Source organism: Hyphomonas sp. GM-8P (assembly GCF_003263315.1).
GTDB lineage: Bacteria > Pseudomonadota > Alphaproteobacteria > Caulobacterales > Hyphomonadaceae > Hyphomonas.
This window is the reverse complement of sequence record NZ_AWFE01000066.1, coordinates 22,388-42,916: the sequence shown is the minus strand read 5'-3', so window position 1 is coordinate 42,916 and position 20,529 is coordinate 22,388. Positions and strand designations below refer to the sequence as shown.

The 20,529-nt window shown below is 57.3% G+C and carries 18 protein-coding genes; 6 read left to right on the top strand and 12 right to left on the bottom strand.

The genetic code is table 11. The annotated features are described in order from the left end of the window. The first annotated feature begins 128 nt into the window (after positions 1 to 128). The 4 genes from HY26_RS08740 (at position 129) to HY26_RS08725 (ending at position 4,198) form a co-directional block, all read left to right on the top strand. A complete protein-coding gene (locus HY26_RS08740) occupies positions 129 to 926 on the top strand; it encodes an enoyl-CoA hydratase/isomerase family protein (RefSeq protein ID WP_112073411.1) in 798 nt (265 codons plus the stop codon). Positions 927 to 1,028: 102 nt separating this feature from the next. Beyond that, a complete protein-coding gene (locus HY26_RS08735; protein WP_034768313.1) occupies positions 1,029 to 2,153 on the top strand; it encodes an acyl-CoA dehydrogenase family protein in 1,125 nt (374 codons plus the stop codon). Positions 2,154 to 2,168: 15 nt separating this feature from the next. Then, positions 2,169 to 3,425 carry an acyl-CoA dehydrogenase family protein gene (locus tag HY26_RS08730; protein WP_034768314.1) on the top strand — a complete coding sequence of 419 codons (1,257 nt, stop codon included), beginning with the start codon at positions 2,169 to 2,171 and terminating at the stop codon, positions 3,423 to 3,425. Then, positions 3,425 to 4,198, top strand: a complete 774-nt coding sequence (locus tag HY26_RS08725; RefSeq protein WP_034768316.1) for an SDR family NAD(P)-dependent oxidoreductase — start codon at positions 3,425 to 3,427, stop codon at positions 4,196 to 4,198. The genes HY26_RS08730 and HY26_RS08725 overlap by 1 nt, the downstream gene beginning before the upstream one ends. A 46-nt stretch (positions 4,199 to 4,244) precedes the next feature. On the opposite strand, the gene HY26_RS08720 is transcribed toward HY26_RS08725, so the two are convergent. From HY26_RS08720 to HY26_RS08685, 8 genes are all read right to left on the bottom strand, one after another. Beyond that, the gene (locus HY26_RS08720; RefSeq protein WP_112073410.1) at positions 4,245 to 5,231 is read right to left on the bottom strand and encodes a 5'-methylthioadenosine/S-adenosylhomocysteine nucleosidase; all 987 of its coding nucleotides are present in this window, start codon (positions 5,229 to 5,231) and stop codon (positions 4,245 to 4,247) included. A 21-nt stretch (positions 5,232 to 5,252) separates the two neighbouring features. Beyond that, entirely contained in the window at positions 5,253 to 6,551 is a 1,299-nt protein-coding gene (locus tag HY26_RS08715) for an NCS2 family permease (protein ID WP_034768318.1), read from the bottom strand. Between the two features lie 233 nt (positions 6,552 to 6,784). After that, entirely contained in the window at positions 6,785 to 9,010 is a 2,226-nt protein-coding gene (locus HY26_RS08710) for a TonB-dependent receptor (RefSeq protein ID WP_158531459.1), read from the bottom strand. 272 nt (positions 9,011 to 9,282) lie between these two features. Continuing rightward, positions 9,283 to 9,792 carry a cytochrome c gene (locus HY26_RS08705; RefSeq protein ID WP_051600185.1) on the bottom strand — a complete coding sequence of 170 codons (510 nt, stop codon included), beginning with the start codon at positions 9,790 to 9,792 and terminating at the stop codon, positions 9,283 to 9,285. After that, the gene (locus tag HY26_RS08700) at positions 9,792 to 10,328 is read right to left on the bottom strand and encodes a methylamine dehydrogenase light chain (RefSeq protein ID WP_034768320.1); all 537 of its coding nucleotides are present in this window, start codon (positions 10,326 to 10,328) and stop codon (positions 9,792 to 9,794) included. Before HY26_RS08700 ends, HY26_RS08705 begins: the two co-directional genes overlap by 1 nt. Positions 10,329 to 10,397: 69 nt before the next feature. Next, positions 10,398 to 10,994 carry a redoxin domain-containing protein gene (locus HY26_RS08695; protein WP_034768469.1) on the bottom strand — a complete coding sequence of 199 codons (597 nt, stop codon included), beginning with the start codon at positions 10,992 to 10,994 and terminating at the stop codon, positions 10,398 to 10,400. Further along, positions 10,994 to 11,548, bottom strand: coding sequence for a MauE/DoxX family redox-associated membrane protein (locus HY26_RS08690; protein WP_158531458.1), 555 nt, complete (start codon positions 11,546 to 11,548; stop codon positions 10,994 to 10,996). The genes HY26_RS08695 and HY26_RS08690 overlap by 1 nt, the downstream gene beginning before the upstream one ends. Positions 11,549 to 11,562: 14 nt before the next feature. Continuing rightward, entirely contained in the window at positions 11,563 to 12,720 is a 1,158-nt protein-coding gene (locus HY26_RS08685) for an amine dehydrogenase large subunit (RefSeq protein WP_112073408.1), read from the bottom strand. A 516-nt stretch (positions 12,721 to 13,236) separates the two neighbouring features. Between HY26_RS08685 and HY26_RS08680 the strand changes: the two genes are divergently transcribed. Then, positions 13,237 to 13,602: a cytochrome c family protein gene (locus HY26_RS08680; protein WP_158531457.1), complete on the top strand. Its 366-nt coding sequence runs from the start codon at positions 13,237 to 13,239 to the stop codon at positions 13,600 to 13,602. A 15-nt stretch (positions 13,603 to 13,617) separates the two neighbouring features. On the opposite strand, the gene HY26_RS08675 is transcribed toward HY26_RS08680, so the two are convergent. The 3 genes from HY26_RS08675 to HY26_RS08665 all read right to left on the bottom strand — a co-directional run bounded on the left by HY26_RS08675 (position 13,618) and on the right by HY26_RS08665 (position 19,189). Beyond that, the gene (locus HY26_RS08675) at positions 13,618 to 15,216 is read right to left on the bottom strand and encodes a fatty acid--CoA ligase (protein ID WP_199288546.1); all 1,599 of its coding nucleotides are present in this window, start codon (positions 15,214 to 15,216) and stop codon (positions 13,618 to 13,620) included. A 142-nt stretch (positions 15,217 to 15,358) separates the two neighbouring features. Beyond that, on the bottom strand, positions 15,359 to 17,914 hold the full coding sequence (locus HY26_RS08670) for a TonB-dependent receptor (protein WP_233351582.1): 2,556 nt from the start codon (positions 17,912 to 17,914) through the stop codon (positions 15,359 to 15,361). A gap of 93 nt (positions 17,915 to 18,007) precedes the next feature. Further along, a complete protein-coding gene (locus HY26_RS08665) occupies positions 18,008 to 19,189 on the bottom strand; it encodes an acyl-CoA dehydrogenase family protein (protein WP_112073405.1) in 1,182 nt (393 codons plus the stop codon). A gap of 73 nt (positions 19,190 to 19,262) precedes the next feature. Between HY26_RS08665 and HY26_RS08660 the strand changes: the two genes are divergently transcribed. After that, positions 19,263 to 20,030, top strand: coding sequence for a helix-turn-helix transcriptional regulator (locus HY26_RS08660; protein WP_233351581.1), 768 nt, complete (start codon positions 19,263 to 19,265; stop codon positions 20,028 to 20,030). 11 nt (positions 20,031 to 20,041) lie between these two features. Here the strand turns inward: HY26_RS08660 and HY26_RS08655 are convergent, their stop codons facing one another. Further along, complete coding sequence (locus HY26_RS08655; protein ID WP_233351580.1) at positions 20,042 to 20,524, bottom strand: MarR family winged helix-turn-helix transcriptional regulator; 483 nt, start codon at positions 20,522 to 20,524, stop codon at positions 20,042 to 20,044. Between the last annotated feature and the right edge of the window lie 5 nt (positions 20,525 to 20,529).

Here is a 20,529-nt window from a genome sequence, read left to right as displayed (position 1 = left end):
AATGCTGGTTTGTTGGTTTCCAGCGCGAGATCGTAGGCCTACGGAGCGTCATTCCGCAACGAAAGGCCTTGCGCTGAAGTGCTTCTCCACCTCAGAGTCTGCAGGAGGAAACACGGAGGCCAGACACCATGAAGTCAGATTATCAGGCGCTCATTCTGGAGCAGAAAGACCAGGTCCTTAATATCAAGATGAACCGGCCTGATCGGCTGAATGCCTTGAACCCTCAAATGGTGTCGGAGCTGCGAGAGGTTTTTCAATCCCTCTATTTCGACCGGTCCGTTCGCGTCGTCGTGCTGGAAGGCGCTGGCCGGGCGTTCTGTGCAGGTCTGGATCTCAAGGACTCTTCCGAGAATCGCGGGAGACGCAGCGTCGAGCAGGGCCTCGACAATCAACGCTCCATTGCCGAGATCTACGTCGCAATGCGCCGATGTCCGCAGCCGATTGTCAGCCTTGTTCAGGGCGCTGCGAGCGGCGGCGGATTCGCGCTGGCGCTGGCGTCCGATATCCGGATCCTGTCAGAAGATGCGCGCATGAATGCGGCCTTCATCCGGATTGGCCTCTCTTCCTGCGACATGGGCGTGTCGTACTTCCTGCCGCGTATGGTCGGGATGTCGCTGGCAAGCGAGTACATGCTGACCGGGCGTTTCATTTCGGCGCAGCGCGCAATGGATATTGGTCTGGCTAACCGGGTCGTTCACGGCAGTGAGATGCGTAAAGAAGCGGACGGCTTTGTGGAAGACATGCTTCACGCAACACCGCTCGGACTGCGTCTCACTAAAGACGGTCTGAATATTGCGGTCGATGTGGCAGGTCTTGAAGCTGCAATGGCCATTGAAGATCGTAATCAGATCCTGACCGCCAACGATCCCAATTTCGCGGAAGGCATTGCGGCGTTCTTCGAAAAGCGGAAGCCAAACTACTCCTGATAGGGAGCACCGGGAATAGAAAGAGGATGCCTTGGCGGCATGGCTTGACCTGCGCCGGGTGGACTTGGACACTCCGGATATTCGTAAAACCGGGAGGGTAAATTGAACCTCGACTTCTCCGACGAGCAGAAGCAATTGCGCGATCAGGTGCGCCGCTTCCTGAGCGAAAAATGTCCACCTGAAGCCGTTCGGGCTATTCTTGAGGGTGATGAGCGTTACGATAAATCGCTCTACGCCGGACTTGCCGAGATGGGTCTGCTCGGCGCTGCCATTCCCGAGGAGTATGGCGGCGTTGGTCTGGGCCATCTTGAACTGTGCGTCGTCGCGGAAGAACTTGGCCGGGTACTCGCCCCCGTGCCGGTATCATCTTCAATCTATCTCGCGGCAGAGTTTCTTCTGCTGGCAGGTTCCGAGAACCAGAAGTCAGAATGGCTGCCAAAACTGGCGTCTGGTGAAGCTGTCGGGACTTTCGCCCTGGTCGAAGGCCAGGGACGCGTTCGACCAGACAAGATTGCTGCGAGTGTAAAAGGCGGAAAACTCTCCGGCGCCAAAATGCCGGTTGCCGATGGGTTTGACGCGGACTTCGCTATTGTTGCCGCACGAGATGAGGCAGGTGGCATTTCACTGTATCTTGCCTCTCTTGCAGGTGACGGCGTTACGCGTGAGGTGCTCGAGACAATTGACCCGACCCGTGGCCAGGCACGCATCACATTCGAAAACGTGTCTGTTGAGCCGTTGGGTGCGACGGGTGATGGCTGGTACATCGCGACGCAAGTGATCGATCGTGCTGCGGTCCTGATGGCGTTCGAGCAATTGGGCGGCGCTGACCGGGCTCTGGAAATGGCGCGCGATTATGCGCTGGAGCGTATGGCTTTCGGACGCCCGATCGGCTCTTTCCAGGCGATCAAGCACATGCTGGCGGACATGTATGTGTCTGCCACGCTGGCGCGTTCCAACTGCTACTATGGTGCCTGGGCGCTCGGCTCGAGCCCGGCGGAGCTGCCTGTCGCGGCAGCCACGGCGCGGGTCTCGGCAACAACGGCTTTCCAGCATTGCTCCAAGAATAACATTCAGGTGCATGGCGGCATGGGCTTCACCTGGGCGTTTGATTGCCACCTCTTTTACCGGCGGTCCAATGGTCTGGCGCTGGCCCTCGGATCGCTCTCCACGTGGGAAAGCGAACTGATTGAGCGCATGAGCGCTGGCAACGCCGAAACAGCAGCTTAAGGAAAGGGCAGGGACATGGATTTCGAAGACACACCCGAAGAAGCAGCTTTCCGAAAGGAAGTACGGGCCTGGATCGACGCCAATGCGCCGAAGCATCTGGAAGCTGAACTGCGCCGCGCCAATTTTGGTTCCAGCGGCGTGGTCAGCGAAGACCCGATTGCCGCTGGCAAGGCCTGGCAGAAGAAAAAAGCCGAAGCAGGCTGGGCCTGTCTCCACTGGCCGAAGGAATATGGCGGTGCTGCCCGCACACCGATTGAGCGTGTGATCTGGGGACAGGAAGAAGGGCCTTACGCTGCCCTGTCGGGGCCGTTCACCATCGGTCACGGCATGTGTGGGCCGACGGTCATGGCCTGGGCGACGGAAGAGCAGAAGCGCGAGCGCCTGCCGCCACTCGCCAGCGGCGAGGAGATCTGGTGCCAGCTCTTCTCGGAGCCGGCCGGCGGTTCTGATCTGGCGGGCCTTCGTACCCGTGCGGTGAAAGCCGATGACGGATCGGGTGACTGGATCATCAATGGTCAGAAAATCTGGACCAGTGGGGCACAGAATTCTGACTGGGGGCTTCTGATTACCCGGACAGATCCGGACGTGCCGAAGCACAAAGGTCTGACGATGTTCTTCCTGTCGATGAGGACGCCGGGCGTTGAGGTCGTGCCGATCAAACAGGCAAATGGTGCCTCCGGTTTCAATGAGGTCTATTTCACAGATGTTCGCATTCCAGACACGCAGCGCCTCGGCGCTGTGGGGCAGGGATGGGAAGTTTCGTTGACCACACTGATGAACGAGCGCCTATCCATCGGTTCCGGCATGTCTGCTGGCTTCCCGGAACTGTTCCGGTTCTGCATGGAGGCGGAAGTGGATGGACGCCCGGCGGTTGAGGATTCATCCGTTCGGTCGAAACTCGCTCAATTCGCTGTGCGTCAGAGTGGTCTTAAATATACCGGCATGCGTGCCATCACGGCGCTGTCGAAAGGCGAGACGCCAGGACCGGAGAACTCGATCGGCAAGCTAGTTGCGGGTGCGACGATGCAGGACCTTTCGATCTATGCGCTGGATCTTCAGGGACAGGCAGGCGTTCTATGGGATGAGAGTAGTCCTCAGAATGGACGCTTCCAATCCATGCTTATGCGATCGCCCGCGACCCGTATCGAGGGCGGATCAGACGAAATCCTGCGCAACATTATCGGGGAACGTGTGCTCGGCCTGCCCGGTGACATTCGCGTCGACAAAAATGTTCCGTTCAAGGAAATACCGACAAGTGGGAAACGTAAGTAATGGAATATCCTCTTCCAAACGCTTCGACGGATCTGTCAGGGCAAACTGCGCTTGTGACTGGCGCATCGTCCGGGCTTGGTCTTCGTTTTGCCAAGGTCCTTGCGAAGTGCGGGGCCAAGGTCGCGCTGGCTGCCAGGCGTCTCGACCGTCTGGAGGCGCTGGCTGACGAAATACGGAAAGATGGTGGAGACGCCGTCGCCATCGAGATGGACGCGACCGATGCGGATCAGATGATCGCAAGCGTCGCGAAGGCTGAGGCCGAACTCGGGCTCGTAACAATACTTGTCAACAATGCCGGCATTCCGGATGCACAGCGTGCGCACAAGATGGAAATCGATCTGATCGATCGTGTGCTCGATATCAACGTGCGTGCCCCATTCGTCCTTAGCTGCGAAGTCGCCCGGCGATTGATGGCTGCGGGACATCCGGGACGTATCGTCAATATCGCGTCTTCTGCAGCTTATAGCTATCGCGGGGAAGGTGCAGCGCTTTATTCCGTGTCGAAAGCAGCTGTTGTCCGGATAACGGAGACGCTTTCGGTCGAATGGGCGCGCAACAACATCAACGTCAATGCGATTGCACCGGGCGCCTTTGAATCAGAAATGATGGATGGAATGTTGAGCCGGATGGGCGATATCGCCCAGCATTTTCCGCGTAAGCGGATCGGCAACCCTGCCCAACTCGACTCGACATTGCTCTATCTTGTGAGCCCGGCGTCAGATGCTGTGACTGGTACGTGCATTCGCGTCGATGACGGACAAGGCGCCCGGTAATCGGCGCCTTTTAGGGCTGGCAAGACAAAACACTTTCCAAAGCCTATCACTTTGGAAAGTGTTCCATGAAAGCGATCACAAGTGCGGCGGAGTTCCTGGCTGCGAGATGCTCGAATGCCCGGATCTCATTTTGCGTGGCTGTTCCGCCACCGGCAAGGTCCGAGACGCTGCGAAACGCGATAAACGGGACATCATTTGAATAGGCGACCATCGCGATGGCAGCGGTCTCCATTTCTATGACCTGTGCGTCAAAAGTTTCATGGAGATAATTCCGGTAATCGGCATTATCCATGAATACAGAGCCAGAAACACCGGACCCACCAAAGTGGAAGCTGGGTTCGGTGGGTAAACAAAGATTGTCTGTGTCACAACGTTTGAGCTCCGCTTTTGCCGAGGCTGTACTGGCAATCGCAAGCAGATCGGAATTTACTTCAAACCAGAGTCTGGGGGCGGGCGTGGGGTCGTTGGTGGTTGTGACCCGAACACCGCGTGTTCCGATGAAGCCGTAGGGCGGAACTAAAGGGCGGACCCCCGGAAAAGGCGCGGTAAAAACACCGGGCACCGTTTCCCGTAAATAAGTGGTTTCATCATACTTTGCCCATCGCGCGGGAACGATGACATCGCCAATCGACAGGCTCGGGTCCGCGCCTCCAGCAACACCGCTGACCACGATATCCGTGATATTGAAATCATCGAGAAGTCTCTGGGTGTTCATCGTCGCGTTGACGACGCTGACGCCGGTCATGAACAGCACCACTGGCTGGCCGCCCAACTCGCCGGTCCAATATGAGACGCCGTGAATTTGGTATTCTTCCGCACCCTCGAGGGAAGGAAGGAGGACGGAGAATTCGGGGGCATATGCCGTGGCGACCGCAATTCTGGGCCGTTCATCGAATAGGCACGCGCCGTATGCTGCTTCGTCAGTGCACGGCTGGAAGGCTGTTCCTGGTGGAGGCATTGTGCAGGCGCTGGAAAATGCCGCCATCATACACAGCAACAGAGGCGTCAGCGCGCGAAGAAGTATCCGTTGCATGCTATGCGGCCGCCTTTCCGGTCAGACTGAATCCAGGAACACAAACTTCATCAGGAAAGCCGCAGCGAGTACGAGTGCTCCCGGGCCGACTTCTTTCCATTTGCCTGCGCCGACTTTCAGTAGAACATAAGCAATGATGCCCAATCCGATGCCGTTCGCGATGGAATAGGTGAGGGGCATCGCGACGGCGGTGATGACTGCGGGCATGAACGAGGTCGGTTCCTGCCAGTCCACATGGGTAAGACCTCCAACCATCAGGCACCCCACATAAACCAGGGCTGGCATGGTCGCGTAAGGTTGGATTGCCGCTGCTAGGGGCGCAAAGAACAAGGCAAGGCAGAAAAGTCCCGCCACCGTGAGAGCTGTCAGTCCAGTCCGGCCACCCGCTTTTACGCCAGCGATGCTTTCAATATAGCTGGTAGCGGACGACGTTCCCAGCGCGGCGCCAACAACTGTTGCCGTGCTGTCGGCGACCAGAGCGCGTCGGAGGTTTGTAACGTGTCCTTTCTCGTCCAGCAGACCGGCCCGATGTGCCACAGATACGAGTGTTCCGGCAGTATCGAACATGTCGACAAACAGGAACGAGATCACAACGACGGCAATTCCGATTTCCAGTGCCTGGGACCAGTCCATGGCAAACAGAGTCGGCTCAATCGAAGGCGGTATCGATAACAGTCCTGGTGGCGGCGAAGCTCCAACAATGACACCGATCAAGGTTGTTGTGAGGATGCCAATCAAGATTCCGCCAGGCACTTTGCGTGCTTCAAGAACGCCGATCAGTATGAAGCAAAAGATCGCCAGCAGGGCGGGCGTCTGAGAGAGGTCACCGAGCCCCACAATCGTGGCCGGATGAGAGACAACGATACCGACACCCGTAAGCCCGATGATGATCAGGAACAGGCCAATGCCTGCGGAGATGGCCATCTTCATCTCCAGCGGAATGGCGTTGATGATCCACTCGCGAATTGGCAGCAGACTTAAAGCAACAAAAATGACACCCGACAGAAAAACCGCTGCAAGCGCCACCTGCCAGGAAAGCCCCATACCAATGACGACACCATAGGTGAAATATGCATTGAGCCCCATACCGGGTGCAATCGCGATGGGGTAGTTGGCGTAGAGCCCCATGATGGCGGAGCCGATGGCCGCAGAAAGGCAAGTCGCGACGAACACCGCCCCTCTGTCCATTCCGGCGTTTGCCAGAATATCCGGGTTCACAAAGATGATGTAGGACATAGCCAGGAAGGTCGTGATGCCAGCGACGATTTCCGTCCGGGCCGTGGTGCCCCGGTTTTCCAGATCAAAAAGCTTGTTGAGCATGAAGGGGCAGCGACTCCGAGCGGTACAATCCGCAGACTTGGCATCCTTGCGGCGGCGTCAAGCCTCATCTCCCGAATACAGGTGCGCTGGGGCAATCTGAGCATTGAATGATCGTCCCGGACCATCCATGCGATATGGAGGGCCGGAGGCGTTCGTCAGGGGGCTGGGACAGGTGGGGTGGAGCAGGAATTGACGGGGAGGCAAAACCGCCCCGCCCCATCCACAGGGAGACCTCAGAACTCCCAGCTCAGTTTTGCTCTCACCCAGCGTGGCTTGCCGTAGTACTCCTCGATCATGCCAATCCAGTCGGAGAGGTCGAAGGTCTGCACGAGATATTCCTCGTTGAACACGTTCTCCACTGAGACGCCGAACTTCCAGTTCGCATCGGCTGGCAGCCAGGTCGCAGAGATGTTGGCGACGGTATAGCCATCTTCCGTCGTTGCCGGCGTTACGTTGAGACCGAAATAGTGTTCGGACTGGTACTGCGCATCCGCTTGCAAGGCGAGGTCGCCAGCGGAACCGACCGGAAATTCATACCGGATGAGGCCGTTGATGTTCCACTCCGGTGAGTTCACCGAAGTCAGAGTCATACCTTCGAAGCCGAGCACGTCCGTCACCGCGATGTCGGCATATCCGATACCCAGTTGAGTTGTCAGACCGTCAATTGGTGCCGCCTGGATTTCAACTTCGGCGCCTTTGTTCTCTGCCTGCGCATTGATGGTGGCACTGCCCAGACTGCCCGGGAAGTTCGTGTAGGCTTGGTAGTTGCCGTAGTCGTAGAAATAAGCGGCACCGTTGATGCGTAGCTTCCCTGGGATCGCATCCCACTTCGCACCAATCTCGTAGGCGTCCAGTTCTTCAGGCTCATAGGAGAGAAGTTCCGGAGACGTCAGCAGTGGATCCTGTGGGTCGTAAGGCGGTTGGCTGAAGCCACCGGATTTAACGCCGCGATTGTAGCTGATATAGGTTAGCAAGTCTTCCGTAGGCTGCCAGTTGGCCTGTAGGCGCCACGACCACATGTCGAAGTCACGCTCAGCCGGATCGAAGGTCGAGTAGGTGTAGACCACGCTTGTGCGCGGATCGAGGCCGCTGGTCGCATTTTCGTCGAAGTGTACGTCTTCCCGGGCAGAGATGAAGTCTCGCTTCTCCTGAATATAGCGAAGGCCACCGATGAAGGTGAAATTCTTCCAGGCATATTCGCCTTGCGCAAAGATCGATGCAGACTTGGTGGAAGATTCCGACGGCGTTCGGTCGCCATTCGCGAGCGTCGGGTCGGTCATCACCGTAGTTTCGTCGATGCCATTGTCAGGATCAGTGTAAAGAAGTGGCGCGATGCCTCCGGTCGAGTCCTTACTCTGTAGATCCATGTAGTAGAGGCCTGCCACGAAATCGACTGGTCCGATTTGCGTTGCTGCGCGCAGTTCTTGTGAGAACTGTTCCGCGTCGTTGGTCTGGAAGTATTCGTAAGCGCGGACAGGCGTTGCGTCCGTGTCCTCGATGTAGTCACGGAAGTTGGTCTGGTAGTCTGTGATCGATGTGATCTTCCAGTCACCGACATCCCAGTTGATCGTGGCGGTGTAGCCTTCGGTATCAGAAATGTTGTGCCCGCGCGTATCATAGTCGCCAGCCCAGACATCATTGTCAGTGTCTTCGTAGTTGCCGAGGAGTTCGTTCAGTACGCCCGGAGTATACTGGCCACCACCATTCACAGCGGAATTGTATTCAAAGAAACCAGTGCGGATTTCCTGACCACCGACCCGGGCATTCAGTAGGATGCTGAGGCTGTCAGTCGGTTCCATAAGAAGCTGGAAGCGGATGCCGTAGTCATCGTTGTTATTGAGCTTTTGCTCCGGGTGTTCGCGGTTGGTGATGTAACCGGTCGAAGTGTGCTGGGCCGCTGAAATACGCGCAAAGATCCAGTCATTGATTGGTATATTGATGCCGCCTTCCATCATCAGGTCGTCATACTCACCGTATGAGACGCTGCCGAAGCCGCCGAATTCTCTTTGCGGTTTGACTGTGGTGTATTGGACCAGACCACCCGTGGCATTCCGGCCGAAAAGTGTGCCCTGGGGACCACGCAGAACCTCCGCCTGGTCGATGTCGAATAGCAGAAAGCCGGTTGCAGACATCTGGCTGATGTAGACTTCGTCGACATAGACAGCGACAGGGCTTTCAACATTCGTTGACAGGTCGTTGTTGGCAACGCCGCGAATGGCAAAGGAGTAGCTGCCCTCGCCGTTTGGCTGCACCGAAACGACACCGGGGGAGAAGGCTGCGATATCCTGAGCGTTGGTGTAGCCCAGCGCTTCCAGCTGGTCGCCATTCAGAGCCGTGATGGCGATACCGACATCCTGTGGATCCTGTTCGCGTTTTTGCGCGGTCACAGTCACCTTCTCGAACATCAGGTTTTCGCCCGCTGGTTCGTCGTCCGCATGCGCAACGGGTGCGAAAGCCAACGACATTGCCAATGACAAACTTGAAGTTCCGAGGAGCAGTTTACCGGCTCGCGGCAGAGATATCCGCTTAAACATACCAATTACTTCATCACGCATGTCTATCTTCCCAATTTTGAACAAAACTTTCCTGTGCCCCTCCGCGATGCGAAGGCGCCTGCTCAGATACTCGCTCCCTTTTTGTTATTGGCTCTTCAGTCTGCCCCAGACTGAGTACCGTCTATTTTCCAGCCTCCGTTGGCTGGACAATGATGTTCATGACCGATCCCGCCGGATCAGGGCCATGGATAATCAGCAACCGGATCACCGGACTCGATTAGTTGGTTCACGACGTCTCGCCGGTATTCGACGATATTGGTGACAGGTGTCTCGCGAAGCTCTGCGAGTTCTTCTACCGTGAACCTTGGTGTGTCAGACGCGTCTTCACCCGCCCACTCGTCAATGACGTAGTTCAGGACATCGGCGAGCTGTTCATTTGACAGCCTCGATCCCACAATACCCGGCACGTGAGCGATATACACTCTACCGTCCGGATTTCGGGCGAGGGGCGCGATGAAACCGGGGAATGGTGGAATGCCGGCTTCTGGCGCTCCCTTGCCATCCACCCGGTGGCATCCCGAACATTTCAGCATATAGAGAGATTTCGGCGACGTCATTTTACGGACGACCTTGTCATGGTCGTCGAGACCGTAGGACGCTTGTGGTTCGGCTGACGTGACCAATGGCATGGTCACGCCCAACAGCGTTGCGATGCTGATGCCGGTAAAGAGCGTCCGAAGGGTCATTATTCGGCAACTCCGACCACGAGAGCGACCGTACAGTGGTAGCCCTTGTTTGCGTTGGACATGCACCAGTTGATGTCGTTGTGGAGGCCCATTGAATATGCCGGCCGTTCGCCTTCACTGCGGAGGCAGAACTGGGCGCCGGAGAACGCCGTCTTGCCGCAGCAATCATAGTATGAAATCAGATAGTCCCGCTTGTCGCCGGGGTTGTGGCATGTGCCAACCCAGGAGACCAGCGAGGCTTCGGCGCCGACCGGGCAGCTTGATTTACTGCCGCCGGCTGTCGTGCAGAGAAAACCGTCCAGCGCGCAGTAGCGCCAGTAGTCGCAGCTCTTATCGTCAAAGGTCCCATCCCCAGCAGCTGGTGTAGCGCCCCAGGCCCGGTCGAATGGCAGGGCCGAAAAGGCCGCACCGCCGACCATTACGCCGCCCATTTTGGCGAGCGCGCTGCGGCGTCCGAACTGCCGGGCGCTGCGCCGGGCGGTGTTTTCAACGAAGCCGCTGAGGGCGTCCTGAATCCGTTCAATGACTTTCAACACTTTTATCTCTCCTGAATTTTCATCGTCTGTTTCAATGCGATCCGTTTTTTAGCTACTTGTGTCCGGGCATTAACCTGCCTCCCGGATCGATTTCAGCTGCTGGAATGAGGCCACGCCCGCATCCAGAGCGTTGAACAGGCTGTCCAGTTGCTCCCTGTTGTTGATCAGGCCTTTCGCCTGCACGATGCCAGCCTGGTCGACGAGGACTGCGAAAGGCAGGCGTTGAACCCGGTAGGCCATGCCAAGGTCAGTCGACAGCACATAAGGAAAACTCGACAGCTTCTGACGATTGATGAAGTCGATATGCTTATCCTGACTGCCGTCGCTGGCGAGGACGACATCGAGCCATGCCTTCTCCGCGGACTGGATACCGGCAAGCGCGGGCAGCAGCTGTTTGCAGACGGGGCAGGTAGGCGACAGAAAGAAGACCAGCATGGCTTTCGCGCCAGATGCGCCGACCCGGACGGTGCCACCCGTCAGGCTCCGCAGCGGGAACACAGGGCTTGCTTCGCCGACCTGAGGGCCGGCCTGATCCATCAGGGCCCCGACTGGAGCCACCCGTTCATAAAGAACACCGATCTGGCGGAGCATGACCCACATCATCAGAGCCATGGCAACAACAATCAGCCAGAGTGCGGCAACCGCGAAACTTAGAATGCTGACCATCACGAAGTACTCCATGTCGTTGCGGGGCCTGGCATGCCCTCATTTATCCGCCGGGCATTTGCCAGCATCGCTTCCGCAGTCATCCAGAGAAGCAGGAGAAGTGTGGCTATCCCAAGCGAAGTTGCATCCATTGCAAGGTTTGGGGTGGTCGGAATGATGAGGCCTGTCGCGGTCGGTACGATAAAGGCAACGAGACCGATGTTCCGTGAGACCAGCGCCCAGCTGATGGGTTCCGGCGCTCCGCCGCATCCGCAATCCACCAGATACTGGCCACGTGCCAGGCTGATTGCCATCACAATCGCGTATCCGGTCAGCAATGTGCCGGCGAGCGCTGCTCCGGTCTGCCGCGTGGAAGGCATGATCAGGAGAATCGCCGCTGCCAGCTCGACCAACGGAACGAAAAATGCCGCATTGCTGAGGGAACCTTCTGGCAATAGCCCATAATCCGCCAGAATGCCCTGGAAGCGATACCGGTCTCCCAGCTTGTGCAGGGCAGCCCGCACGAGCAGCAACGCCAGGAAGAAGGCGAAGGTTGTCTGCATGAGAAGGAGCATGTTTTGCGACATGCCTATTTCACCACCAGATAACCGGCGTCCTGGATCTGAAGCGTATTTGTGTATTTCGCTGCGAACTTGGCTGTCGGGTCGATTTCATAGCGGTAGATCGATCCGCCATGCCCATCGACACCGAACAGAAGGGGGGCTTCTGCATCGTCAGTGACGGCGATATGGGTCATGTACTCCACGTGGGAACGGTAGAGCACCTTCTTTTCTTTCATGTCGATGGCCCAGACTTCCGCGGCGCCATCCTTGTGACTGCCGTCCGTGGCGTCCGGGTGCATCGGGACAAACATGATGCCGTTCGGTTTGTTGTAGGCGAGGACTTCATAGCCGCCGGGTGCCCAGTTTCCCTCGATACCGTCAGTATACGACCATCTGTCGACCACTGTCGCTTTCTTGCCTTTGTCGGAGACAGTCACGAACGTGCCGCCAAAAGTTGAGAAAACGAGGTCGCCATCGATGCGCTGTGAATGAACGAACAGCGGGTCCGTATCGACGTTGAATATCGGGTCGCTGTAGGCTTGGCTCTTCAGCTTGCCTTTGGAATTCAATTCGACTGTCAGCATGGAGCCGTCGCCGCAAAGGCTAGAGAACTTCAGGCCCTTTTCGGCGAGATAGATGCCCCAGCAGCCCGGGTTCGGGATTTCAGAGGCGACTTCGCCGGTCTTCATGTTGACCACAGTGACCGATGTCGCGGGGGTTGCATTATGCACAAGGCCCCATTTCCCGTCTGCGCTGATCGCCATACCCGGTTGCTGGGCCATGGTCTGGGCGAATTGCGGTGGAATTTCGACTTCCTGGGTGGTTTCCAGCGTTTTGACGTCGAATTGCTGGAGGTAGGCTTTGACCGGCCCATAGGTAATGCGTTCAGGGAACGCCGACGCCGTATATCCAACTGCAGCATCTGGGCCGAGGAAGAATTGGGAGGTCATGCCCGTGGCGAAATTGCCTTTATAGCTGAGATCTTCCGCAGACAGAATAGAGATGGCCCCGGCGCCAATCCACGAAGGCGAAACCACGAACACGTTTGGGCCCGGGGCGATCTCTGTTTCAGTGATCAGTTCTTCCGGTTCGATCGGGGCAGGGATGGCGGCCTCTTGAGCGTTTGCCCATGAAGCAGATAGTGACAAGGCGACCAACGATGCGCCGAACCAGTGTTTAGTCATGTGAACTTCCTCGTCAAAGCGTCAAAAAAATGCTCTTGCCCCGGAAGTCGTCCCCATCCCTGATTTTCTGTAGCGCTGAACCTGGCCGGCTCCCGAGCCACTCTTTGTAACACAATTGTTATTTGGATGGATCAGATGCGATCCAGATTTTTTTTGATCAAAATCCTGAGTGTATGGGAAGACGCCCACACATCGCGCAGGATCCTTGTCGCAATGAATGTTTTCGTGCGGATCGGCGTGTGACCGGCTCACTTACACCTAAAAATAGCAGGCAATACCCCGTAAAGTGAGGGGGATTGCCTTACGACCGAACAGTGGCGCTCGCTGATCGTGCAACGAATATCCAGGAAGGCAGGTTGGCACCCTTGTGTGTGCAAAGGGACTGTGCACACACCTTCGCATTTTTCATATCCGGTTCAGGAAATGGCGGGTATTCAAACACAATAGACCGGCGGCCACATAATTCGATCAGCAGGGAAACAGACTGAAATGAACGCTCCTTTCGCAAGCACGAAATTGATTCTGGCTGCAGCAATGGGCGCTTTGTTCATCGGTTCCGCTGGTGCAGACGAGACATCTGAAGGCGAGCTTCTCTTCAAACGCCAATGCGCCGTCTGCCATTCGGTTGTTCCTGGACAGACCCTCATGGGGCCGAGCCTCGCAGGAATTGTCGGTCGTCCGGCAGGGGCGGTGGATGGATTCCGCTATTCGCCAGCCATGAAAGAAGCCGGCTTCGATTGGACCGCCGAAGATATCGACGCCTTTATAGAGTCACCCCGTAAAAAAGTGCACGGTACGAACATGGCATATCCGGGCGAAAGAAAATCCGAACGCCGAGCCGCCATCATTGATTACCTGTCCACGCTTAAAGCGGGCGACTGAACCGGATAGTTGAGTTTAGTTCACGCCGCGGTCCTTGCCTTGCCAATATGGTGCGCGGAGGTCCTTTTTCAGGATCTTCCCGGAGGCATTGCGGGGCAGGGCTTCGATGAACTCCACGCTTTTGGGAGCCTTGAAGGCCGCAATCCGGTCACGTGCGAACTTCAGGATTGAGTCCGGGTCAGGTTGTGCACCAGGCTTCAGGGCAACAACGGCCTTGACGGCTTCGCCCCATTTCTCGTCCGGAACACCGATGATGGCGACCTCCGCGACGTCCGGGTGACCGTAAACGGCGTTCTCAACTTCAGCCGGGTAGATATTCTCGCCGCCCGAGATGATCATGTCTTTCACGCGGTCGTGGATATAGAGATAGCCATCCTCATCCAGGTATCCTGCGTCGCCAGTGTGCAGCCAGCCATCGCCGGCAATCGTGTTGCGGGTTGCCTCATCCAGGTTCCAATAACCCTTCATATTGGCGCGAGACCGGGTGACGACTTCACCGACTGTGTGGGGCGGCAACACATTGCCTTCATCGTCCTCGATCCGGATTTCCACGCCGGGCATTGGAATGCCGGCCGCGCGCATGCGCTGGTTACCTGCCGGATCATGATCTTCGGGCGGCAGGTAGACGATCGTGCCGCAGGTCTCTGTCATGCCGTATTGCTGGCAGAAGCCGCATCCAAACACGTCCATACACTCGCGCAGCAGATCGAGTGGGATCGGGGAGGCGCCATACAGAATGTATTTCAGTCGGGAATAATCGACCTGGCGGGCATTCGGTTGCCGGACGACGATCTGTAGCGCTGCCGGAACCATAAACATTTTCGAGATCCGGTCCTGTTCGATGAAGTCGAGGACTTTGAACGGATCGAATTCGCGCGCGATGACGCCCTTGGCGCCATTGAAAAGGCCAACGATGCCCCAGCCCGTCCCGCCAATGTGCCCGACAGGCATGGCGACGAGGCTGACGTCGTCAGGGCCCCATTGGTTCCAGGGAAGATCCGTATCAGCCGCTTCCCGCCGACCACCGAGCAGGTTGTCGTGGCTCAGCATGGCACCTTTGGGGCGGCCGGTTGTGCCAGAGGTATAGAGTTGAAGCGCGACGGCGTTCGGCGAGATCTCAATTTCCGGATCGTTATCGCCTTGGGCATCGCGCCAGCTGACAAACCCTTCCGGGCCGCCGTCTTCCATAAGGATGACCTTCGGCGGCTTTTCGAGCTCGGTTAGCGCCGTCTGCACCTGTTCGACCACTTCGGGGCCGACAAACAGGAGCGAGCCCTGCCCGTCCTGGATGATGTAGGCCATTTCCGCCGGCGCAAGACGCCAGCCTATCGGCAGGGTGACAGCGCCCATCTTAGCGGCACCGAACAGGAGTTCAAAATAGAGGTCGCTGTTCTTGCCCACATAGGCAACGCGTTCACCGGCCCTTACCCCCGATGCCAGCAAGGCATTTGCGACCTTGTTGGTGTTTTTGTTGAAGGCGGCGTAGGTCGTGTCGCGGCCTTCAAAGCTTAGGGCGATCGCATCCGGACGTTCCTGTGCGTGATAGCGCGCGATGTCGCCCAAAGTCGGCATCTTGTCGAAATCGGCTTTGGTCAGTGCCCGGTCGTTGCTCATGAGATCCTCTGTGAAACTCGCCGGTTCCTCCCGGCAATATTTTTTATGGTGTTGGCGTCATTATATATCTGAATGCTAATCTTCCAAAAAAGAAGCCACGCCCCCGGGTAAACCCGGAGACGCGGCCCGTTTGAGGAAGAACTCAGAACTTGTAGCTGAGGGTTGCCCCGTAAGTGCGGGGACGGCCAGCGAAGCGAAGGATCACGTTCGCGTTCGATGTGATCTGCTGCCAGTAATACTCGTCCGTCAGGTTCTGGCCCCAGATCGAGAACTCCCAGCTGTCGTTCAGCGAATAGATGCCGATCGTTCCGTTCAGGACACCATACGAGTCGATATCATAGAGCGGGTTGGCCGGGTCACCGGCTGTCGAGTCACTTTGCCAGCGGCCGCTGAGTGCGCCCCGCAAGCCCAGTTCGGTCGTGATCGGCTTGTCATAGATCAGCGACAGGCTGGCCGTTGTTTCCGGGCTGTAGAGGAACGGATCACCTTGAATGTTCGTCGGCAGGCCGGCCGCATCAGTCGTGTCGAAGCTGCCGTATTCCGTGTGTAGCAGGGTCAGGCCACCCACAGCGGTCAGTTCTCTCGAAAGCAACCAGGTGAGCTCGGCATCGAGGCCGTAGGCTTCGCCTTCCGGAGCATTCTGAAGGCGAGCGAGCGCCCGGTAGATCGGATCCGGGAAGAATGCATTCACCTGCTTGTCCGTGTAGTCATAATAGAACACGGACGCGTTGGCCTGCATGCGTTGATCGAAGAGGCTGGCCTTCACGCCCAGCTCGTAGGCGAGGAGGTCTTCCTGCGTGGCCGGAGCGTTCTGCTCGGATTTGGACGCCGCGTTGACTGGCGTGGAGGCCGACTTGTAGCCCTGAGATACAGACGCGAAGAACAGGGTGTTCGGAAGCTTGTCTGGGGTCCAATTTGCGACAACCCGCCAGGACACGTTGTCTTCCTTCGTATCAGAAACGACTTCGCCAAAGGAATTGGTGGCCTGATCGTACGTGTTGCAGGAATTTTCCAGCAATGGCGCAGGCGGCGCCTGCAGCCCATACAGAAGCGTGAAGAACACCCGGTTGAACACGTTGACGTTGGGCTGCATTGAGCCGTTCACATCGCCCGAGCAACCGACATAGTCCTGATTGTCTTCGGTGTAGCGAAGGCCGGTCGTCACGGAGAGTTCCGGTGTGATCTCCCAATCCGCATTCGCAAAGATGCTCCAGGTCGTCGATTCAAAATCACCTGTATCGTAATAGGTCTGGAACGACGTCAGGAGGTCAGCCGCAGAGTAAGGCAGTCCTGATTCCGGATCGACGTTCACCAAGCTCACAAGAGGTGCAACCGAAGCCGGAAAGCCGAGCTGGGTTGGATCGACCGTCAGCAGGTAGGCTGCTGTGCTGACGAAATTGGAGTTCGCATTGTCCCGCAGCAGTGTTCGGTTGCCGTCCTTGATTTCGTCCTTGCCGTAATAACCGCCAACCAGCCAGTTGACCTTTCCGGTTTCGCCTTCGAGACGAAGCTCCTGACTGAAGGATTTGATGTCACCGCTGACGTCCTGCAGCAGGATCTGGTAGGGTACACCAGACCAGTCGAGAACCGCTTCCCGCTCAAGCTTGTTGTAGCCGGTCAGCGAGACAAGGCGCATGTCATTGTCGAACGTGTAGCTGACACCGAGCTTCAGCGCGTCGAAGGTCGAATCTTCCTCAGTCGGTCCATCAATCCCTTGGCCAGGTCCGATATCCGCCGAGCGAAGCGCGTAAGGCGCCCAGTCCGCCTGCTCAGCACTATTGAGATTGATATTGGCGAGATAGTCGGCGAGCCCCGGTTCATTGAATGCCGATGTCGCGGTCATGTTCGCCGGATCGGTCGGAGGCGTGAAGGCAAAGCCCTGGCCGGCAATCGTGTCGGACTTGTTGATCCAGCCATTGTAGGAGAGATCGATTTCAAGGTCGTCGGTCGGCTGGATGGCCAGAGCGGCCCGGAAGCCAAGCTTGTCGATCGTGCCGCGGTCTTCGCCCCGTGTGACGGATTCCTGCCAGCCCTTGTCGCTGTTTTCGCTACGTATGGCGAAACGCGCCTGGACGTTTTCCGAAATCGGCAGGTTCACCATGCCTTCTAGGTTCCAGGTGTCATAGTTGCCGACATCTGCAGATACACTGGCCTGGAACTCGTCGACTGGCTTGTTCGTGACCACGTTGATCAGACCAGCTGTGGTGTTCCGGCCAAAGAGCGTACCCTGTGGACCTTTAAGGACCTCGATGCGCTCGATATCGAACATTGGTCCTGAGTTCATGAATGGATAGGGGTAGGCAACTTCGTCGACATACGTACCGACGGTCGAGGTCGCGGAGACGTTGATCGTGTTGAAGCCGATGCCGCGAAGCGTGTAGGTCGGGACGCCCTGGTAGCTTTGGGACACAGAGAAGCTCGGGACGAGGGTCTGGAGATCGTCAACATCGTTGACCCTCAGAATGTCGAGCTGTTCGCCGCCGAAGGCCTGAATAGACATCGGGACGTCATTTGCCGATTCTTCGCGGCGCTGGGCCGTCACGGTGATCGACCCGAGTTTCATGGAATTGTCCTGTTCGGCATCAGCCTCAGGCGCAGCGGTGTCGGCTTCCTGGGCGATTGCCGGCAGGTTGATGGCGATCGCAGTCAGCGAGACGCCCAGACACATGGATTTCAAGATAGTAGTTCGACGATTCACAATTTCCTCCCGATACCCCCTTAAGTGGGAGCTTGGTGGGAAAGTCCCCGGAAACGCCCTGCCGATACAAGCTATCAAGGTTGATAGGGTGACCTAGAGGCGTAGCACCGCCTTGGCCATGATGTTGCGCTGAACCTCGTTGGAGCCGCCGTAGATCGATCCCGCGCGGTTGTTCAGATACTTCGCCGTCGCGACAACAAGCGCCTCGGTGCCGACCGGTTCGAGATTGGAATCGGGATGCCAGGTGGCCGGTTCGTAGACGTTCGAATAAATGCCGGAGGCTTCGACCGCCAGCTCATCGATCCGTTGCATCATTTCTGTCCGCTGGACTTTTAGCATGGAGGCCGCAGGCCCCGGCGGGCGCCCGGCGCTGAGCGAGGCCACGATGCGCTGTTCCGTGACCCGGATTGCGTCGAGCAGGATGGATGCCTGTTCCAGCTTGGCCACAAGGCTCGCCTCGATCAAACCATCCTTGAGTATGGCTTCGCGGAGGCGTTTCAGCCCGGCTTCCAGCCCTGCGGAGGATCCGCCGCTGCGCTCGAATTCCAGAAGGTACTTGGCGACGGTCCAGCCATCGTTTTCTTCGCCGAGCCGATTGACCACCGGAACGCGAACGTCTTCGAAGAAAACCTGATTCAGCTCATGCTCTCCAGCCAGCGAAATGATTGGATCGACAGTGATCCCCGGCGTCTTCATTTCGAGCAGCAGGAAAGTGATGCCTTGCTGAGGCTTTCCGTCGAAACGCGTCCGGGCGAGGCAGAACATCCGGTTGGCGTGATGGGCATGCGTGGTCCAGATCTTCGACCCGTTGAGCACATAGTCATCGCCGTCGCGCTCGGCTTTCAACATGAGGGAGGCAAGGTCAGAGCCTGACTGTGGTTCGGAATAACCCTGGCACCAGTAATCTTCGCCAGCGAGGATACGCGGCAGATAGAAGTTTTTCTGTTCCGGCGTGCCATATCCGATGATGCAGGGGCCCACCATGTTGAGCCCCATCGGTGCCAGTGGCGGGGCACCCGCAATCGCGCTTTCCGATGCAAAGATATAGCGTTGCATCTCCGTCCAGCCGGGACCGCCATACTCCTTTGGCCAGTGCGGTGCGGCCCAGCCCTTTGCATGCAGTTTTTTCTGCCATGGAAGGGTAAATTCGGGTTCAACAAAGACGCTTGTCGCTTTTCGACCGGCTGCCACAAGGGAAGGAGTCAGGTTGTCGCGAAGGAACCCTCGCACTTGCTCGCGGAACGCGATATCTTCCTTAGATAGCTCAAGATTCATGACGCACCTCCCTGCAAGCCGAGAGGCTAGCGACTTCAGGCCCTGTCCATCAAGCTACCAGAACCAATAGGTTATGAATTCCACATCACGCTCCGATACCGGATCCGGCGAAATGACGTCAGACTTGCATGAAATGGCGGTGGAGTTGGTGAGTGCCGGGAAGCGCGCCGGGCTTCCCTATATGGCCGCAGCTGCGGATGTGAGCGACCCGTCTCCCATATCCGACTCCGATGGTCGGCCATATGCGGAAACGCTTTTCAAGTGGTTCGATCCAGATCTGGATTACTGGAATGACAGGACGTTTGCCTTGCGATCCGGATTCATCCACGCATCCCGGATTTGTTCTGAGCCGATGTATTTTGATGGCAAATCCCTGAACAGCTGGCGCCCCAATCGGGCGCTGGAAGTGTTCAACAATAACGCTGAATACGAATTCTTTGGCGTTACCAATGCGATTGTCTGCCCTTGTTACATGCCCTTTGGCGTCATTGGGGCCATTACCTGGGTAACGAACGAGGATATTTCGGGTATCAAGAGCATATTCATGGAGCACGCACCCAGCCTTCACCTGAAGACACTCAAATTTCTGTCAGCTTACCGGGAGATCGTTTCGCACACCAGGCTGACGGAAGTCGTGGACCTGACCCGACGCGAGGTGCAGTGCCTGAAGTGGGCGGCGCTTGGCAAAACGGATAATGAAATCAGCAAGATTGTGGGCGTGTCTGTCCCGACGGTGCGTTTCCATCTCACCAATGCAGGTCGAAAGCTCGGCGTGTCCGGACGGGCCCAAGCCGTCCGTATAGCGACTAATATGGGATATATCGGCCGCGGCGCCCAATAATAACTTGTGGCTTACAAGGCGTGGTTGTCGAGTTCGCCGATGTCCAGAACTGGGGCGGCTTCGATATTTTGCGCATCCAGCAAGCTGGTCACTTGCTCAAGAGAAGCGATGAGCATGGCCTGTTGCCAGTCTGGCAAGGCGTCGAACCGCGACGAAAATGTTTCGTGTAGCGGGTCCGGCGCGTTGGCCAGCGCGGCCTTGCCGGCGTCGAGCAGGCGCAACCAGACGCGGCGTTTGTCTTCATCGCATCTGCGGCGAGAGATGAGGCCACGTGCCTCGAGCTTGTCGATCAGGCTGCTGATGGTCGCGTGTTTCAATTGGGTGGCCTCGGCGAGATAGCCCGCTGAAACTTCGGGATACTCCGTGAGTATACGCAGCACGCTCAGCTGTGACGGGGTCAATCCTGCCGTCCGGGCGAGGCGCTTTGAGGCCATCTCTGTTACGCGCTGTATCCGGCGCAGGGCAATCAGGGCGTCTTCAGATCGTTTGCTCAATATCT

Bases quoted from the DNA above. Each gene is read 5' to 3' on its own strand.
- HY26_RS08695 (WP_034768469.1), bottom strand. From the start codon at position 10,994: ATGGTCAGCATTCTAAGTTTCGCGGTTGCCGCACTCTGGCTGATTGTT.
- HY26_RS08675 (WP_199288546.1), bottom strand. From the start codon at position 15,216: ATGAGCAACGACCGGGCACTGACCAAAGCCGATTTCGACAAGATGCCG.
- HY26_RS08725 (WP_034768316.1), top strand. From the start codon at position 3,425: ATGGAATATCCTCTTCCAAACGCTTCGACGGATCTGTCAGGGCAAACT.
- HY26_RS08720 (WP_112073410.1), bottom strand. From the start codon at position 5,231: ATGCAACGGATACTTCTTCGCGCGCTGACGCCTCTGTTGCTGTGTATG.
- HY26_RS08690 (WP_158531458.1), bottom strand. From the start codon at position 11,548: ATGCTCCTTCTCATGCAGACAACCTTCGCCTTCTTCCTGGCGTTGCTG.
- HY26_RS08715 (WP_034768318.1), bottom strand. From the start codon at position 6,551: ATGCTCAACAAGCTTTTTGATCTGGAAAACCGGGGCACCACGGCCCGG.
- HY26_RS08660 (WP_233351581.1), top strand. From the start codon at position 19,263: ATGAATTCCACATCACGCTCCGATACCGGATCCGGCGAAATGACGTCA.
- HY26_RS08740 (WP_112073411.1), top strand. From the start codon at position 129: ATGAAGTCAGATTATCAGGCGCTCATTCTGGAGCAGAAAGACCAGGTC.
- HY26_RS08685 (WP_112073408.1), bottom strand. From the start codon at position 12,720: ATGACTAAACACTGGTTCGGCGCATCGTTGGTCGCCTTGTCACTATCT.
- HY26_RS08705 (WP_051600185.1), bottom strand. From the start codon at position 9,792: ATGACCCTTCGGACGCTCTTTACCGGCATCAGCATCGCAACGCTGTTG.
- HY26_RS08665 (WP_112073405.1), bottom strand. From the start codon at position 19,189: ATGAATCTTGAGCTATCTAAGGAAGATATCGCGTTCCGCGAGCAAGTG.
- HY26_RS08730 (WP_034768314.1), top strand. From the start codon at position 2,169: ATGGATTTCGAAGACACACCCGAAGAAGCAGCTTTCCGAAAGGAAGTA.